We start from the raw sequence: 16,136 nt of genomic DNA on the forward strand, positions 1-16,136 counted from the left end.
TAGCCGATTTATAGCACTGTTCCAGTTCCTCAATGGTCAAATGTGGTTCTAGCTTCAGTCGACGCCCCATCTCGCGTTATACCTGTTTTGCAACTCCATCATCCATTCTAGGGTTGATTAGCCGGACTTGATATAAGTTGGCTTTCTCTAGGCCACCACTGAGACGGCTGTAAGCCTTTACGCCTAACTGTTCTGCCTGGCTTTGACGAATCTGGAGGAAACCCACCAAACTCTTCAGTCGGCGAACCCGGCCTCGGGCCGGGTAGGCTTGCTGGTTGACAAAAAAACGGCGACTCGAGGGCTGACCTCCTCCAGCATCTGCTGTCGCACGGTTTGCTCAATGCTTCCAGACTATCGAGCCTGTCTCGGTTGCTATTGCGGTACAAAATCTCGGCAATCTCTGCTGTACAAGCTTCCAATCGCTTTTGGTCTTCGGGGGTCATGGTGAGTCGTCCCTGAGCTACCCCTCTATTCTCCCCCTGACACTGTTTTCGCGAAAGTGGGATGCTCCCGCTGAGAACGGCTTGCATATCTTGAAATCCTTTTCATCAGATTCATCAGAGACTTTCAGCAAATCAGCATTGTGGCCAACATACTGGACCCGGCAGAGCCGAATCTTTTCGTTATGATGGGTTGAATTCCCCTTATGTCACTACTGCCTATGAACCGGATCTAAACCTGTGGCAACCTGATTTAGATCCATTCTCCGCAGGAGCATCTTATTCTAAGTGTGCTGGGAGTTCAACCGTATTGGCTAAACTGCATCCAGTGGGCTATGTACTGCCCCTTCAATGAACGCAAAGCTATAATTCAAATTGACCCCGAAGGAGTAGAAGACTGTGCTGAATAAAGAACAGCAGCGCGTCTATGATTGGCTGAATCATGATCTTGCCCTTCCAGTGTTTGCTGAGGCATATAAAGGTGCCTCAATTCTTATAGATCAGAAACCAGCAGGCTACGTTTCGTTTGTCGCCCATGCAGGACGAGACTTAATGAATCGCCTTGCATCAACTGTGAAGGGCATCAAATCGGAACGTGTTCAATATCAATAGCATATTGACAACTTACAGCAAGCCTGGCGAGATGAATGGCGTTCAAGTAATGACCTTTTGCCTGAAGTGATCGAGAAAGGGCACCTCATACCCATCAAAATATGCCAAAGGATCTCTACTTTGATTGATGAACACAAGACTGGCCGCATGCGAAGCTCAGATGCAGATGGTCTGTTTTTTAGTACATTTCTTGATTACTCCGATAGAGATAAAATCCCTCACAATTTTCTTTCCGAGTGGAAAGCTGCAAAAGACTGGTTTCTGGGCCACGCGCATCTTCGTGACAAACCCTTTAGTTCAGAGACAGATGATGACTTGATAAAGCATTTCAATTGTTTGGATGGGTATCTCTACATAGCTGCCAGCAGCCAATATGATCGATTAAGGGATTTAAATGAAATCTTGGAAGCCACCAACCTATGAAATGATAGAAAAGGTGCTAGCTTCTGTCAAAAAAGAGACAGATCGGCAGTACTTTTTCTCTAGACTCAATAACCCTCTTTGGGTGGGGCCATTGCGTGAACGCGGCTACTTTAATAACCCTCCTGGAATGAAACAGTTACCTGGCGGGTATGTGCAATATCAGCGTTGGGCAGAGTTGGGCTATTTAGTTACCATTGCAGAGGAAGTACCAGATCAAGTAGTTGAAATTATTTTATCTCTTCCAAAGACAGATAACCCACGAGTTTATGAGGATTTTCTTTCAATCGCCCTTAAGTTGGAGGGAAAAAATCGGCAGAGTTGCTTCCAAAGCTTGTTGAATACATCAAGCTTGACAATCTGATTTTGGCCCACCGCTATCCTGAATTACTTCAACATTGGATAGTTCAGGGCAATACTGATGAAGCACTTGAGATTGCAAAATTGCTTATCCCTTTTCGGGAAGATTCAAGGATGCGGGATAAACAACAGCTCCGCAAAAAGGAACCTAATTCTCTAGGAACCCTACTTGAACCTACCCCCATATTTGATCAGTGGGAATACCAGCAAATCCTTGAAACAGGTATTCGCCCCTTGGCCGAGCAAGAACCGTATCAGGTTACTCGTATCTTGATTGACGCGGTGGCAAGCATGATCCGCCTAGAAAGGCATCCAGACGATCTAGAAAAAGGGAGCGACCAGGACTATTCGGAAACTTGGTGTCGGAGGCTAGATAGGCCGACTCGAAACTATCAGGATATGAGAGAAATCCTAGTGCAGACACTAACCTATGCCTGTGAGCAGGTCTATGAAAAAGCCCCGGAATCTATTGACGCCCTAGATCAGGCGTTGCGAAACCATCGCTGGAAGGTATTCAAACGTCTGCGGCAGTATCTTTATGCATCACATCCAAATGATCAAACGCTCCCATGGATACGTGAGCAGATTCTCGGTCACGATGACTATTCCAAATGGAAACACCACTACGAATTCCAATTGATGATCCGTAAGGCCAGTGAACACTTCGGCCTCCGCTTACTCAGTAAGGACGAGCAAAAGGAGATTTTTGAAGCCATTCTCAGTGGGCCTTCGAAAGAGGATTTTCGTGAATGGATGGGCGAGCAATATAGTGAAGAGAACTTTCAACAACGTCAGCACCACTTTCATCGCATGCAGCTACGTCCATTTGCCTCACTGCTAGGCGGGGATATCCGAGAATATTTCGATGAGTTGGAAGGCGAAGCTCAGGCTGAAGATATTACTGATGACAATTATTCACCCTACAGCGGGGTAACCGCTGGGAGCGTAAGCTACCAGAGCCCAAAATCTACTGAGGATCTCGATAGCCTTACGAATGAAGAGCTTCTGACCTATTTGAACGACTGGAACGAGGAGCATCGGGACAAAGACAATTGGCTAGTTGAGATCAATATCTCTGCGCTTGCTGGCGTCTTTCAGTCCCTATTTAAAGAGAAGATTGTGCAAGATGGCGAGCGTCTTACTTTCTGGATAGCGAACCGTGACAAGATTGCACGGCCAGTCTATATTGCCGCAATGCTAAAGGCCATGCTCGAACTTGTGAAGGAAAAGAATTTCGACAACCTGGATCAATGGATTGAGTTCTGTGCATGGGTTTTATCACATCCGGAAACGGCACGAGTGGAAGGGCAAACCGAGCCGCGAGACGAATCACGTGACCATCCCGACTGGGCCAGTTCACGTCAGGCCGTGGTTGATTTCATTGACGCATGCATGAACAAGGATACGGATGCGCCAATTGCCGCAAGGGAAGGCTTTGCCGCTCTGCTTCGACAAGCGTGTTGTCAGTTTGACTGGCGGCTCGATCGCGACCGTCCGGTACTGCTTAACCATGACGATCCCATTACCGAGGCTATCAATAACACCCGCAGTCGGGCACTAGAATCCCTTGTCAATTTCGGCTTCTGGGTTCGCCGTCAGTTTCCAAACGATAATTTGCCGGAGGTGACGGATATCCTCGAGAAACGTATAACCGAGGATGCTGAAATCCCATTAACTCGACCTGAACATGCGCTGTTGGGGATGCAATTCGGAAACATTTGCATTCTCAATCAGGATTGGGCCGCCCAGCAACGAGAATTCTTTTTTCCACAGTCAAATGAATCTGTTTGGTGGGATGCCTTCGGCAGTTACATTCGCTTTAACAGCCCGGCCAAGCTGACATTTGAAATTCTTCAAGATGAATTTGAATACGCAATAGAGAACCTCAAGATCCTGGCGACCGAAAAAGGCAACGGCAAGGAGCTTGTTGATAGACTGGGTCAGCACCTTTTCGCCTACTACCTTTGGGAGGTCTACCCACTAACAGGTGATGAAAGCCTGCTTGAGCGCTTTTATAACAAGACCAAAGACGACCGCAAACGCTGGGGTCAACTCTTCAATCATGTTGGTCAATCACTGAGAAATAGTGGCAAGCAACTAGGTAAGGCGCTGACTGAACGCATTATCGCTTTTTTCGATTGGCGCTTTGAAGCCGCTGAACCGCTGGAGCTTCAGGAATTTACCTTTTGGTTGGATGCCGAATGCCTTGATCCTGACTGGCGTTTGCAAGCGTATTTGAAAATTCTAGACCTTGGACTGGTAAAGGCTGTTGGACTTTCACTTCAGTTGAGAGCCATAAGTAAACTGCTTCCGAATCACTTAGCACTAGCTGTCGAATCCTTCGCAAAAATTACGGATGCTATGGATCAAGGTACCCAGATGTATATTTCAGTTGACGAGGCTAAGCCGATCTTGAAGGCAGGGCTGAATGCTAAGGATTCTCAGGTCCGAGGAAACGCTGAACGTGCAAGGGAAAATCTATTACGGCTCGGCCGCTTTGATTATCTGGACGTTGAATGAAAATGAAGAGTAAGTTTGGTGCGCTTAGTGGTGCAGAAAACTTTTTTGAGTCTCATGCTGGATGATCTGGACGGCCAAATCAGCGGCTGAAACCCATTGCCTTCGTTCGTTTGCCTGAAAAACTCCAAGATTGCTGTCTCGGTGAGAATCCTTTATTCATAAGGGTTTCAGGAGTTTTCTGCACCACCAAGGTTTGGTGCGTCACGCAAAGCAATGACGCACCAAACTTACTCTTTCCCAAACTCTACACACTTCAAAAGCATATTCATCGTCCCGACGCTAGAGCGTCGAGACGTATCCTAGACGCTCCGGCGTCATCTATGCCGGGGCGCAGGAGCGCCAGGGACGGCGTTCCTACGCAGAGCATGGGGAAGATGCTGTGCAGCCGCAGCATTGAAACCTTCGCACAATTCTCGCTTTACTTTGCTTACTTAACCCGATAACACCTCTGCTCCTACCTGGGTTATAACCCCAGCAAAGAACTGCTAGCATAACCCCCATGAGCATCCTCCTTCCCCCTCAGCTTCAAACCCTTCCGGCCTCTCTCCCCGTCGAGGGGGCCGTCAACATTGTGGTGGAAGACGGCATTCCTATCTTTCGGGCCTCTCAACTCGTTCAGCAGCGCATAGAAGCCTTACTCGATAAGCAAGCAGACGACCACCTTAGCCCAGAAGAAATCTCCGAACTGGATCGCTACGAAGAGATTGACGACTACCTAAGCTTCGTAAATCGCACCATTCGTAACCTCTACCTTAACCAGCCAAACACTATCGGCAGCAATGGCGCGGAGTAAACTCCCCCCAGAAATTCAGCAACAGGTTCGACAACGAGCCAATTGTCTTTGTGAATACTGCCATGCTTCAGAGCAGTGGCAATATGTATCGAGAACGCATTTTGGCGATTCGTGCCGCTGACAAAACGGTGGATCGCCATCCCCCTCTAGAAGATCCTGTACAAAACCAGTAGGGTTGCGTTCGGTCACCCACCGCCCCGTCATCCCCTGGTTGTAGATGACGCAGCCGATGAAATTACAGTCAAAACCTGAATTCTCTGCTCAGCGATCGGCGGTTTAGGCTAGAATCGCTGGCAGACTTTGGCAGTAACGAAAGCAATGGTAAAGGGTTTGAAACGGAGCAATAGAACGCGAGTACAGCTTTGGCAGCGGCAGGGTTTGAGGCCGCAGGCCGTTGTTTTGGGGTTGATGCTGGCACCCGTGCTGGGGCTCTGGAATCCGGCAAAAGCCCAGTTTCCGCCCTGCCCGCCCCCCTCGGCCAATGAGTACCTGCTGCTGGTGCGCAGCAACACCGAGGCCGAGCGCAATCGGGTGCAGGATCTGCTGCCCTCTAACAGTACGGTCATGGTCTGCGACTACCTCAACGATACGGTGGTGCGGGCGGGCGGGTTTACCAACCTGGAGAATGCCAACGCCTGGGCCCAGTACATGACCGAAGTAGAGGGCTTTCAGGCCTTTGTGGCTCGTCCGGCCACCACCGCAGCCCAGCCTTCCCCTCCCGCTACAGGCACCCCAGCTACGGGAACCCCAGCCGCAGGCACCCCAGCTACAGGTACACCAGCTACGGGCACCCCAGCTACGGGCACCCCAGCTGCGGGCACTGCTCCCAGCAATAGTCAGCCTGCGCAGTCAACCCCTACGGCCTACGCGCCCCAGCCCCTGGGCAAAGGCTTTGCGGTGCTGGTCGACTATCAGTACCAGCCCGAAGCGGCGATCGCGATTCAGCGCCAGGTGGGCCAGGCCGTGGGGCTAGCGGTACACCGTCAGCGCGCCTACCTGCTCATTGCCCAAAGCCCCGACATCGACGGTGCGGCCTCCACCCTGGCGGTGCTGACCAGCCTAAACATTCCGGGCTTCATTGTCGATAGCCAGGATGTGGTGATGCTGACCCCCGCCGTGGCGCTGACGGCCCAGTAGCTGACGGCCCAGTAAAGAACAACCTTATGGGCTGATGGTATTTGCCCATAAGGAATCGAGAATACCCATCAGTAAGCCGGAGCGGCCAAATACGAGATCATCACCCCCAAAATTGAACCAGCAATCACCTGAAAAGGGGTGTGGCCCAGCAGTTCTTTGAGCCGGTCCTCCCGCAGCTCGGGCTTTTCCTGGAACAGCTCGTCAATAATTTGGTTGAGCACCTTGGCCTGTTTGCCCGCCGCCTGGCGCACCCCCGCCGCGTCGTACATCACAATAATTGAAAATACCGAGGTGGCCGCGAACAGGGGGCTGGCCCAGCCCAGGGTCTGACCAATGCCGCAGGCCAGCGCCGTCACCAGTGCCGAGTGGGCGCTGGGCATACCGCCGGTACCCACCATCACCCGCAGGTTGAGCTTGCGGTGGCGCACCAGCTCAATAATGGCCTTGAGCACCTGGGCCGTGAGGCAGGCGATCAGCGCCACAATCAGCACGTGGTTGTTGAGAATATCGCTAATACTATCCATCGGCTCAGGCAAACCTAGTAGGTGCGCGCAACAATAAAATCTGCGATCGCCAGCAGCGGCAGGCGCAGATCGCCAAACCCGGCCAGACTTTCCTTAGCGGCCTCAATCAGCTGACTGGCCTGGCGGCGCGATTCGTCTAGGCCCCAGAGGCTGGGGTAGGTCACCTTTTGGGCGGTAATATCCTTGCCCACCGACTTACCCAGGGTTTCGGGCGTAGAGGTGATGTCGAGAATGTCATCTACGATTTGAAAGGCCAGACCAATGCGCTGGGCGTACTGACGCAGATGGTCGATATCGTCCTCGCTGGCCCCAGCCAGCATGGCCCCGGAGGTTACCGAAATTTCGAGCAGCGCCGCCGTCTTGTGATTGTGAATGTAGGTCAGCGTTTCCAGGGTGACGTCCGGGTTGCCCTCGCTGGCCAGATCGACAATTTGGCCTCCCACCAGCCCTTCACCGCCGACCGCCTTACCCAGCCCGGCAACCACCCGCAGCACCTGGTTTGGGTCCGCCCCCTGGGTTTGGGTTGCCACATGCTCAAAGGCGTAGGTGAGCAGGGCGTCGCCGGTCAAAATCGCCACATCTTCACCGTAGACCTTGTGGTTGGTGAGGCGACCCCGGCGGTAGTCGTCGTTGTCCATGGCGGGCAGATCGTCGTGGATCAGCGACATGGTGTGGATCATCTCCAGGGCGCAGGCGGTGGGCATAGCCAGCGCTGTACTGCCGCCTGCCAGTTCACAGGTGGCCAGGCAGAGAATGGGCCGCAGGCGCTTGCCCCCGGCCAGCAGCGAGTAGCGCATGGCCTCGTAGAGGGTTTCGGGGTAGCGCAGGGCCACGGCCTGATCGAGGGCAGCCTCTACCTGCTGACGCCGCTCCGCCAGGTAGGCCTTTAGATCAAACTGGCCAGCGGTTGACGGTTTGGAATCGACGGAGTTGGTGGGCACCATAGCGGCAACAGGCAGGTTGAGAATAAATAGGTAACGGTTTTAAACTGGAACAAATTTTAGACTGGAATGAATTTGGCCAGGGTAGATCCCTGAATTTAGAGGCGGCTGCGGTAGCTGGTGACGGTGTTCTCCAGCAGCATGGCCACGGTCATGGGGCCAACGCCACCGGGCACTGGGGTAATGGCCCCTGCCACCGGCTGCACCGAGGCAAAGTCAACATCTCCCACCAAGCGGGCTGAACCGTCGGGCTGCTCGACCCGATTGATGCCCACATCAATGACCACGCTGTCAGGTTTGATATCGACAGCCGTAATCAGACCTGGGCGTCCCACCGCCGCCACTAGAATATCAGCTTGCCGCATCAGCGCGGGCAAATCGACGGTGTGAGAATGGGCCAGGGTGACGGTGGCGTTGGCTTCCACCAGCATCAGGGCCATGGGTTTGCCCACCAGAATACTGCGGCCTACCACCAATGCGTTGGCCCCAACCAGGTTGATATTGGCGGCCTCTAGCAGCCGCATAACGCCGTAGGGGGTGCAGCTGCGCAGGCCCGGTTCGCCGCGCACCAGCCGCCCCAGATTGACGGGGTGCAAGCCATCGGCGTCTTTGTCAGGGTCGATGGTGTTGAGCAGGGCCACGGCATCGAGGTGATCGGGCAGGGGCAGCTGCACCAAAATACCGTCGACGTTGGGGTCGGCGTTGAGCTGCTGGAGGAGGGCCGCCACCTCGCCCTGGGTGGCGGTGGCGGGCAGGTGCTTGCCGTAGGAGGCAATGCCCACCCGCTTGCAGGCCCGCTCCTTGTTGCGCACGTAGACGGCGCTGGCGGGGTTATCCCCCACCATCACTACCGCCAGCCCCGGAGGTCGATAGCCCTGGGCGGTAAGGGCCTGAATCTCCTGGGCTAGCTGAGTTTGAACCTGGTTTGCCAGGGCTTTGCCGTCGAGCAGTAGGGTCATGGCCGGGGTGCGCTAACCTGTATCTCGGATATTTTGAAAAGAGCGGGATCGGGACCCCTGGCCAGGGTTGGCCAAAGCCGAGGGTTCCGACGCTTTCCAGTGTCTCAGATTTTGCTCCTCTGGTGCGCCTTTTGGGGCCAGCGATCGCCGTTAAGTGCTGTAATCTCACTCCTATGGAAGGCACGATGAACAACCTAAAGCGCTGGTTTACCCGCTATGGGGTCATTGGGGGCGGGGTTGGCTTAGCTGTAGTGGCGATGACCAGCTGCGGGGCCAGCCTCGACGCAACGGTGGGCTACGGATGGCGCGATCGCCTCAGCAACTGGCCGGGGCTGGCCTGGCTCGACCCCGTCACCCCGATCGCTGAGATTGGCCAGAGCGATCGCTCAACGGTGTATCTAGCCGGGGTGGTCAAGCGTCAGCTGCCCCTGGTGGGCCAGGGGCTATACCAGCTCGCCGATGGGTCGGGGTCAATCTGGGTGGTGAGCGCCGCCAGCCCGCCCCAGGTAGATACCCCCCTGACGATTCGGGCCGCGATTCAGTACGAGCAAATTTTGCTGCGGGGCCAGGACATTGGCGAGTACTATGCCCAAGAACTGGAGCGTTTGCCCCAGGAGTAGCCTCTGGCAGCAGGCTGGGGGCGTCAACCTTTCAAAAGCCTCAAAACTCTGCGGCCCAGAGATATGGAGAATTGGCTTGCGATCGCCCAAAATTGTCCCCAGTCCTCTGGCTCCGTTGGGAGGCCCCGTTGTAGGGGCATGGAAGATGGTAGTCTCTTAGAAATGCTGTGTATAGACATTCACACTGGTAGGAGAGGATTAGGGTAAATGAAACAACTGGTTGGCCTACTCGTTGCGCTGGCGGTGCTATTGGGCTGGGTGAGTAGCCCTGCTGTAGCGCAGCCCATCTCTGGGGCAGACCTCTTTAGCGCCCCCCTTGAGGCTATGACCTGGCTGGCGGCATCTTCCTCGGGGAATGCGGTCGACGCCAAGCTAAAGACCGAGTACGGTTCTAAGCTCGATCTAAACAACGCTAACGTGCAGAGCTTTAGAAACTATCCTGGCCTGTATCCCACTCTGGCCCGCAAAATTTTGCTCAACGCACCCTACGAGAGCGTAGACGATGTTCTAGATTTGCCTGGCCTGAGCGAGCAGCAGATCAACATTCTGCGGACTAATCTCGACAACTTCACCGTTACCAGCGTTGACCCCGCCCTTGTGGAAGGGGCCGATCGGTTTAATAACGGCGTCTACAAGTAGGCAGTTTACAAGTAGGCAATTTACAAGTAGGCATAGGCAATAGAGTTCATTCCTTGCCTTAGCTCAGCGGCCCTGGCTGGTCGAGTTGACCGTAGAGGTCAATGGTGACAGGCCAGGGCTTTGAGTATCTAAACCCTTTGGATCATCTTGGGGAGATACCCTTGACCAAGCCTGATTTAGCCTCTGCCCAGCCCCACCACTTTGATGTGTTGGTAATTGGGGGAGGGGCCGCTGGACTGTACGCCGCACTGTCGATTCCCCCCCAGTGGCGGATTGGGCTGGTCACCAAAGACAACCTGTCAATTTCGGCTAGCGACTGGGCCCAGGGGGGCATTGCCGCCGCCATCGGCGCCGACGATGCGGTATCGCTGCATGTGGCCGATACTCTGGTCGCTGGGGCTGGGCTGTGTGAGCCTGAGGCCGTAGAGCATTTGGCCAGCCATGCGGCCCAATGCATTGAGCGATTGGTCAACCTGGGGGTCGCCTTTGACCGCACCGCAGGCGACTTGGCCATGACCCTGGAGGCGGCCCACTCGCGCCGCCGCGTGCTCCATGCCGCCGACACGACCGGACGTGCCATCGTGTCGATTCTGGCGGAAGCGGTGCTTCAGCAGGCCAACATCACCGTCTTTGAGCAGGCCTTTGCCCTTGACCTGTGGCTAGACGGGGGGCGTTGTAGGGGCGCTGCGGTGGTGTACGACCAGCGGCTTTGCTGGCTGTCGGCCCAGGCGACAGTGCTGGCCACCGGCGGCGGCGGCCAGGTCTATGCCCAAACCACCAACCCCGCCGCCAGCACGGGCGACGGGGTGGCGATGGCCTGGCGGGCGGGGGCACAGCTGCGAGATCTAGAATTCGTCCAATTTCACCCTACCTCCCTGGCCCAGGCCGGAGCCCCTCCCTTTTTGATCAGTGAGGCGGTGCGGGGCGAAGGTGCCCACCTGGTGGACAGCCGGGGCGATCGCTTTGCCTTTGACTACCACCCCGACGGCGAACTGGCCCCCCGCGATGTGGTCAGCCGGGCCATTTTTCACCACCTGCAAAAAACCGGCGATCGCCAGGTTTGGCTCGATCTGCGGCCAATTCCGCGCGATCGCATCCAGTACCGCTTTCCCAATATCCTCCAGGTGTGCCGCACCTGGGGCTGCGATCCGCTGACCCAGCTGGTGCCGGTTTCCCCCGCCGCCCACTACTGGATGGGGGGCATTACCACCGATATCCACAGCCAGACCTCCATTCCAGGGCTTTATGCAGTGGGCGAAAATGCCAGCACAGGGGTGCACGGCGCCAACCGACTGGCCAGTAACTCGCTGCTAGAGTGCCTGGTCTACGGGGCGGAATTGGCCCACCTGCCGCTGGTCCTAGACTCCGCCACCCCAGCGGCCCCAGACGCAGCCATGCCCGCCGCAGGGGAGCCAGACCTGCGCTGGGCCAAGAGCAGCAGCGCCGAGACCTGGGCTACCCTGCGAGAACAGCGCGCGAGACTGACCCAGCTGATGTGGGAGGCGGCAGCCATTAGCCGCGACCGGACCAGACTGGAGGATGCGATCGCCGCCCTGAGCCAGTGGCGCACCGAGATGCAGCAACATCCCTGGCACGCCCTGCGCGCCCTGCCCGCTGGGACAGCCTATCCACTGCCCGAAACCCTCAGCTGGCAGCTGTTGCGCACCTGGGGCGAGTTGTGCAACCTCCACGACATCGCCTGGCTGATTCTCAACAGCGCTGTCTTTCGCACCGAAAGCCGAGGCGGACACTTCCGCCAAGACTACCCCCAAACCATTGCTGAATGGCAGGTGCATACGGTGGTAGAGCGCGATCGCTGGCAGAAATCCCCCATTATTCAGCCCTAGCCTGGCGGTGATTTTAGATTAGCGATTTTGGATTTTGGAGCCCAGACTCCACACCCTTAAAATTACCGCTCACCCACCCCCACGCCCCCACGCTCCAACACTCACGCTCCAACGCCCCCACGCCCCACGCCTCACGCACCCCTACCGCCGCTTCACCGACCTCGACGCTCGCCGCTTCAGCTTAGGCTTAGGCCTGGTCTTACGCCGCTTTTTCTTCGCCGCTGAGGAGAGCCAGTCGGCAACGTAGTGGCTGAGGGCACCCAGCTCAAGCCCCACAACCAAGGCCAGCCACCAGGGCCAGTAGGTCACCAGCACCCAGCGCAGACCACCGGCCAGATCGCCCCAGCTGAGGGCGGTGCGCTGGGCGCTGTTGAGCAGATCGACCGCGATGATGCCGCCCAGGCTCAGCCACAGCGACAGGTACAGCACCCGCACGGCGGTGCCGATCAGCGGCCCGTGGGACCAGCGCGATCGGTGGCGGATGCGGCCCCGGTAGGGCAGCCAGATCCAGCGCAGCCAGCCCCAGCGTTTGTACTGCACAGAGTGAATATCTAGATCGGGGCCAAGCACCCAGCCGCCCAGCATAAACCCCAGGCAAACCACCGCCGTGAGCCAGCCGCTGAGGGTGACCTGAAAGGCCACTAAAACCACCAGGGGCAAGGCCCAGAGCGTGATGCGATCGTGGGTACGGCCTGAAGACATGGCACAGATGTACCAGGATTTAGGGCCAATGGCAAGGGGGCTGCCCGGTCTACCCATGGGCGGAGCGGACGGTCTTGGCCCAGCCGAATCTCAGGACGAATCAGGGCAGGAAATAGCGGGAGGGCCGGACAGCCGTTGTCAAGGCTGGCTCAACCCGGTGGGCTGGATTGGGCTTTACGGAGCCACGTTGATCTGGTTCTTGCCGTTTTGTTTGGCCTTATATAGAGCCCATTTGAGATCTTTTAGCGATTAGGCGAAAATTGAGGTGACGTCTATACCAGTAACCATGGCCTATTCGAGTAGTCTGACCGATGCGGAATGGGACATCCTTGAGCCTCTGTTGCCTGAGGTCTTGCCCCCGAAACACAAGACTCGTCCCCTGAGTTGGAGCTATCGAGCCCTGATTGATGGGATCCTCTATCGCCTTAAGAACGGCTGCAATTGGGAAGACTTGCCCAAAGATCTGCCTCCTTATTCAACCGTTTATTGGCACTACAAGCAGTGGCGAGAGGCGGGCACGATTGAGAAACTGATGACGGTTTTGCATGAGCAGGTGCGCACCCAGGTAAAAAAAAGCCCAAATGGACCAGATTAATTATCATTGACTCCCAAGCCGTCAAAAATACCTGTAACGCCAGTGTGGACGCCAAAGGCTTCTGCTTCTACAAAGCGACGAATGGCATCAAGCGCCATCTAGCCGTCGATACCCTTGGATTTCCCTTTTTTACCCTCTGCACCCCGGCGAACCTGTCCGATGACGCTGGGTTGATTCAATTGCTGACGCAAAATATCGACTACTTTCGCTCAAAGCCCGTCAATATCCCCAAGATAACGATCCTGGTAGACCACGGCTATCATCCGGACGCGTTGCGACAGGCCCTCGAAACGGTCTATCCGCAGATTATGCGAAAGATTAAGTTCGAGCGGTCGCCGAAGCCGTCCAAAGCAGAAAAAACGGCGGCAGGTCAGACGGGATTTGTGCCCGTGGTAGCCCGCTGGGTTGTGGAGCGTTCCAATGCTTGGATGGAACGCTGCAAGAGCTTGGTCAAGAACTTTGAGAGAACCTTGGCCAATGCCACCACCCAGCTGAATCTATGCTTCGTTCGGCTAATGCTCAAGCGGCTTGCAACCGCTACGTAGAGATCTCAAATGGGTTCTATAGAGCCTCGTCGGCCTTTTGGTAGCTCTGGGCCAGCTCCTGGCCAGAGGTCAGGTTGCTAACCCCAATACTGGCGGAGATCGGCGAGCGATCGCTGGCTTGCTCCAGACCGGGCAGCTTGATCTGCTGAATGTGCCGCCGAATGATCTCGGCTTTGTCCATCGCCTCCGTCAGGGAGCAGCCCACCAGCAGCAGGGCAAACTCGTCGCCGCCCAGGCGAGCCGCCAAATCAATCGCCCGACTCTGCCCCCGCAGCACTTCACCGACTCTCCGCAGGAGCTGATCGCCCATGCTGTGACCGTAGGTATCGTTGATACCTTTAAAGCCGTCCAGGTCAATCAAAATTAGGCTGTGGGCCATAGCGCTGGGCTGGTAGGTAAGGCTGGACAGAGCTGCCTCCAGGCCCCGGCGATTGGCAATGCCCGTCAGGGGATCCTGCTTGATTAGCTCGCGGGTAATGACCAGATCGCGATGGGTGTTGAGCAGTCGGGGAACCAGCCCCTGGAGCTGCCAGGCGGTGTATAGGCTGACACTGGCGGTGACTAACGTCCACCCCCCCTCAATCCAGTAGTTGGCGTGCCAAATATTCCACGCGCGCAGGCCGTGGCCAATGCCGCAGCTGAAGATAAAGGCGGCAAACAGCAGCATCACCGGGCGAATCTGGGCATCGATATGCTCTCGGTGGAGCAGCAGCAGCAGCGGAATAGAGAAGTAGGCCACTAGCACGGCCAGATCGCTTACCACGTGCAGCGACGTCAGCCACGGATCCCAAAGGAAGCAGGTGCCGTGGGGCATAAGGGCAATCATGGGATGCACACTACGGGAAAACAGCTGTCAAACCGTTGCGGGGCCACTGGGCTCACGCCACTGGCTTTACCCATTGGCGAATAGCACGGAACGCAGCACCCATCTTTACCCTGGCCTAAAAACCATGGAGCTGCGACAGTAGAAGGGCTGAAAAGTCTACGATTTTCTCGGTACACTCTGAATCATTTTAAGGTTCCCATCCATGGCTTTGCTGCAAACCCCCCTGTACTCTGCCTGCCTTAAGCAGAAGGCGCGCATGACCGAATTTGCCGGGTGGTCGATGCCCGTTCAGTTTGGCGGCATTAAGCAGGAGCACCAGGCGGTGCGCGATCGCGCCGGGATGTTTGACATTTCCCACATGGGCAAGTTTGAGCTGCGGGGGCCGGGGGTGATTGCCGCCCTGCAGCGGCTGGTGCCCTCCAACCTAGATCGGCTCACCCAGGGGCAGGCCCAGTACACGGTGTTGCTCAACGCCGAGGGCGGCATCATCGACGATTTAATTGTCTACCTCAAGTCACCCCGCGCGGGCAGTGGGGCAAGCGATGCCGAAACCGTAGCGCTGATCGTCAACGCCGCCACCACCGATAAGGACAAAACCTGGCTACTCGACCACCTCGCTGGCAGCGGCATTGAGCTGGTGGACGAATCGCGCGATCGCGCCCTGATCTCCCTCCAGGGGCCGGCCGCCGCCGCCCTGCTCCAGCCCCACACCGTCCATGACCTGGCCAGTCTGGGCCGCTTTGCCCACCGCGATACGGCGCTCCTGGGCCAGCTCGCCTGGCTTGCCCGCACCGGCTATACCGGTGAAGACGGCTTTGAGATTATGACCGACCCCGCCACCGCCCTGGCCCTGTGGCAAACCCTGGCCGAGGCAGGGGTGGCCCCCTGCGGCCTCGGCGCCCGCGACACCCTGCGCCTAGAGGCCGCCATGGCCCTCTACGGCCAGGACATTGACGATACCACCAGTCCTCTAGAGGCAGGCCTGGGCTGGCTGGTACACCTGGACGAAAAAGGGGATTTTATCGGGCGATCGCTGCTAGAGGCCCAAAAAACTCAGGGAGTCAGCCGCCGCCTGGTGGGGCTGGCCATGGCGGGGCGTCACATTGCCCGCCACGGCTACCCCGTGCTGCACCAGGGCGATCGCGTCGGCATCGTCACCAGCGGCACCCTGGCCCCCACTCTGAATATTCCCATTGCCCTGGCCTACGTCGCCGCCCCCTTGGCCAAAGTTGGGCAGTCCCTGGAGGTCGGAGTGCGCGGCGAACCCCAGGCTGCCACGGTGGTGAAACGGCCGTTTTATCGGGCGAAGTGAGTGATGGGGTGATGAGGGGATGGGGGGATGAGGGGATGGCAGAAATAGTGGGCGTCTGAATTTTGCCTTAACGGGTGACAAGGGCCATCAACATCATACGGTATAAGGGTTTGAGACAATGGAGGGGCAAAAAAATAGGGAACCCCAATGCGGCTCCCCCTAATCAATATGTTTCCTGCATTCTACCAAACCACCCTTCGCACCCACCTGAGTGAAGCCCAGTACTTGACCTTGCAGCTGTTGTTGCTATTGCTACAGGCCCACCGACAGGTCAAACTCTCGGTGTTAGCCAGCGTCTTTCCTCAGCCGATTCAGTATCAAAGTCGAAAACGCAACTTACAGCG

At 56.5% G+C, this 16,136-nt stretch carries 17 protein-coding genes and 2 pseudogenes; 14 read left to right on the plus strand and 5 right to left on the minus strand.

Annotated elements, in window-relative coordinates; all coding sequences use genetic code 11:
- Positions 1 to 839 precede the first annotated feature (839 nt).
- From LEPTO7104_RS40680 to LEPTO7104_RS41350, 7 genes and pseudogenes are all read left to right on the plus strand, one after another.
- Positions 840 to 1,052, plus strand: coding sequence for a hypothetical protein (locus tag LEPTO7104_RS40680; protein WP_155523970.1), 213 nt, complete (start codon positions 840 to 842; stop codon positions 1,050 to 1,052).
- Between the two features lie 120 nt (positions 1,053 to 1,172).
- Complete coding sequence (locus tag LEPTO7104_RS0129010) at positions 1,173 to 1,475, plus strand: hypothetical protein (protein ID WP_155523971.1); 303 nt, start codon at positions 1,173 to 1,175, stop codon at positions 1,473 to 1,475.
- Positions 1,447 to 1,836: a hypothetical protein gene (locus LEPTO7104_RS40685; protein ID WP_155523972.1), complete on the plus strand. Its 390-nt coding sequence runs from the start codon at positions 1,447 to 1,449 to the stop codon at positions 1,834 to 1,836. Before LEPTO7104_RS0129010 ends, LEPTO7104_RS40685 begins: the two co-directional genes overlap by 29 nt.
- Entirely contained in the window at positions 1,794 to 4,352 is a 2,559-nt protein-coding gene (locus LEPTO7104_RS0129015; RefSeq protein ID WP_017302087.1) for a hypothetical protein, read from the plus strand. Before LEPTO7104_RS40685 ends, LEPTO7104_RS0129015 begins: the two co-directional genes overlap by 43 nt.
- A gap of 499 nt (positions 4,353 to 4,851) precedes the next feature.
- Complete coding sequence (locus LEPTO7104_RS0129020; protein WP_017302088.1) at positions 4,852 to 5,145, plus strand: hypothetical protein; 294 nt, start codon at positions 4,852 to 4,854, stop codon at positions 5,143 to 5,145.
- Positions 5,132 to 5,242: pseudogene (locus tag LEPTO7104_RS43925) on the plus strand (HNH endonuclease); the annotation flags it as partial. The gene LEPTO7104_RS0129020 and the pseudogene LEPTO7104_RS43925, both read left to right, overlap by 14 nt.
- A 311-nt stretch (positions 5,243 to 5,553) precedes the next feature.
- Positions 5,554 to 6,282, plus strand: a complete 729-nt coding sequence (locus LEPTO7104_RS41350) for a hypothetical protein (protein ID WP_017302089.1) — start codon at positions 5,554 to 5,556, stop codon at positions 6,280 to 6,282.
- A gap of 68 nt (positions 6,283 to 6,350) precedes the next feature.
- On the opposite strand, the gene LEPTO7104_RS0129030 is transcribed toward LEPTO7104_RS41350, so the two are convergent.
- From LEPTO7104_RS0129030 to folD, 3 genes are all read right to left on the minus strand, one after another.
- Positions 6,351 to 6,806, minus strand: a complete 456-nt coding sequence (locus LEPTO7104_RS0129030; RefSeq protein WP_017302090.1) for a divergent PAP2 family protein — start codon at positions 6,804 to 6,806, stop codon at positions 6,351 to 6,353.
- A 14-nt stretch (positions 6,807 to 6,820) separates the two neighbouring features.
- Positions 6,821 to 7,750, minus strand: a complete 930-nt coding sequence (crtE, locus tag LEPTO7104_RS0129035; protein ID WP_017302091.1) for a geranylgeranyl diphosphate synthase CrtE — start codon at positions 7,748 to 7,750, stop codon at positions 6,821 to 6,823.
- 95 nt (positions 7,751 to 7,845) lie between these two features.
- Positions 7,846 to 8,706, minus strand: coding sequence for a bifunctional methylenetetrahydrofolate dehydrogenase/methenyltetrahydrofolate cyclohydrolase FolD (gene folD, locus LEPTO7104_RS0129040; protein ID WP_017302092.1), 861 nt, complete (start codon positions 8,704 to 8,706; stop codon positions 7,846 to 7,848).
- 185 nt (positions 8,707 to 8,891) lie between these two features.
- Between folD and LEPTO7104_RS39620 the strand changes: the two genes are divergently transcribed.
- From LEPTO7104_RS39620 to nadB, 3 genes are all read left to right on the plus strand, one after another.
- The gene (locus LEPTO7104_RS39620; protein WP_155523974.1) at positions 8,892 to 9,326 is read left to right on the plus strand and encodes a hypothetical protein; all 435 of its coding nucleotides are present in this window, start codon (positions 8,892 to 8,894) and stop codon (positions 9,324 to 9,326) included.
- Between the two features lie 207 nt (positions 9,327 to 9,533).
- On the plus strand, positions 9,534 to 9,965 hold the full coding sequence (psbU, locus tag LEPTO7104_RS0129050; protein WP_017302094.1) for a photosystem II complex extrinsic protein PsbU: 432 nt from the start codon (positions 9,534 to 9,536) through the stop codon (positions 9,963 to 9,965).
- Positions 9,966 to 10,126: 161 nt separating this feature from the next.
- Complete coding sequence (gene nadB, locus LEPTO7104_RS0129055; RefSeq protein ID WP_017302095.1) at positions 10,127 to 11,812, plus strand: L-aspartate oxidase; 1,686 nt, start codon at positions 10,127 to 10,129, stop codon at positions 11,810 to 11,812.
- A gap of 141 nt (positions 11,813 to 11,953) precedes the next feature.
- On the opposite strand, the gene LEPTO7104_RS0129060 is transcribed toward nadB, so the two are convergent.
- Positions 11,954 to 12,514, minus strand: a complete 561-nt coding sequence (locus tag LEPTO7104_RS0129060; protein ID WP_017302096.1) for a metal-binding protein — start codon at positions 12,512 to 12,514, stop codon at positions 11,954 to 11,956.
- 286 nt (positions 12,515 to 12,800) lie between these two features.
- On the opposite strand from LEPTO7104_RS0129060, the gene LEPTO7104_RS0129065 reads away from it, so the two are divergent.
- Positions 12,801 to 13,109, plus strand: a complete 309-nt coding sequence (locus LEPTO7104_RS0129065) for a transposase (RefSeq protein WP_017302097.1) — start codon at positions 12,801 to 12,803, stop codon at positions 13,107 to 13,109.
- Positions 13,110 to 13,111: 2 nt separating this feature from the next.
- The gene (locus LEPTO7104_RS0129070; protein WP_026073118.1) at positions 13,112 to 13,654 is read left to right on the plus strand and encodes a transposase; all 543 of its coding nucleotides are present in this window, start codon (positions 13,112 to 13,114) and stop codon (positions 13,652 to 13,654) included.
- Between the two features lie 16 nt (positions 13,655 to 13,670).
- Here the strand turns inward: LEPTO7104_RS0129070 and LEPTO7104_RS37600 are convergent, their stop codons facing one another.
- Positions 13,671 to 14,480: a GGDEF domain-containing protein gene (locus LEPTO7104_RS37600; RefSeq protein ID WP_017302098.1), complete on the minus strand. Its 810-nt coding sequence runs from the start codon at positions 14,478 to 14,480 to the stop codon at positions 13,671 to 13,673.
- Between the two features lie 202 nt (positions 14,481 to 14,682).
- Between LEPTO7104_RS37600 and gcvT the strand changes: the two genes are divergently transcribed.
- Complete coding sequence (gcvT, locus tag LEPTO7104_RS0129080) at positions 14,683 to 15,792, plus strand: glycine cleavage system aminomethyltransferase GcvT (protein ID WP_017302099.1); 1,110 nt, start codon at positions 14,683 to 14,685, stop codon at positions 15,790 to 15,792.
- Positions 15,793 to 15,960: 168 nt separating this feature from the next.
- A pseudogene (locus LEPTO7104_RS41980) lies at positions 15,961 to 16,136 on the plus strand (IS4 family transposase); the annotation flags it as partial.

It is taken from the genome of Nodosilinea nodulosa PCC 7104, assembly GCF_000309385.1.
GTDB lineage: Bacteria > Cyanobacteriota > Cyanobacteriia > Phormidesmidales > Phormidesmidaceae > Nodosilinea > Nodosilinea nodulosa.

Bases quoted from the DNA above. Each gene is read 5' to 3' on its own strand.
- LEPTO7104_RS40685 (WP_155523972.1), top strand. From the start codon at position 1,447: ATGAAATCTTGGAAGCCACCAACCTATGAAATGATAGAAAAGGTGCTA.
- LEPTO7104_RS0129020 (WP_017302088.1), top strand. From the start codon at position 4,852: ATGAGCATCCTCCTTCCCCCTCAGCTTCAAACCCTTCCGGCCTCTCTC.
- LEPTO7104_RS41350 (WP_017302089.1), top strand. From the start codon at position 5,554: ATGCTGGCACCCGTGCTGGGGCTCTGGAATCCGGCAAAAGCCCAGTTT.
- LEPTO7104_RS0129030 (WP_017302090.1), bottom strand. From the start codon at position 6,806: ATGGATAGTATTAGCGATATTCTCAACAACCACGTGCTGATTGTGGCG.
- crtE (WP_017302091.1), bottom strand. From the start codon at position 7,750: ATGGTGCCCACCAACTCCGTCGATTCCAAACCGTCAACCGCTGGCCAG.
- folD (WP_017302092.1), bottom strand. From the start codon at position 8,706: ATGACCCTACTGCTCGACGGCAAAGCCCTGGCAAACCAGGTTCAAACT.
- LEPTO7104_RS39620 (WP_155523974.1), top strand. From the start codon at position 8,892: ATGAACAACCTAAAGCGCTGGTTTACCCGCTATGGGGTCATTGGGGGC.
- psbU (WP_017302094.1), top strand. From the start codon at position 9,534: ATGAAACAACTGGTTGGCCTACTCGTTGCGCTGGCGGTGCTATTGGGC.
- LEPTO7104_RS0129060 (WP_017302096.1), bottom strand. From the start codon at position 12,514: ATGTCTTCAGGCCGTACCCACGATCGCATCACGCTCTGGGCCTTGCCC.
- LEPTO7104_RS0129065 (WP_017302097.1), top strand. From the start codon at position 12,801: ATGGCCTATTCGAGTAGTCTGACCGATGCGGAATGGGACATCCTTGAG.
- LEPTO7104_RS37600 (WP_017302098.1), bottom strand. From the start codon at position 14,480: ATGATTGCCCTTATGCCCCACGGCACCTGCTTCCTTTGGGATCCGTGG.
- gcvT (WP_017302099.1), top strand. From the start codon at position 14,683: ATGGCTTTGCTGCAAACCCCCCTGTACTCTGCCTGCCTTAAGCAGAAG.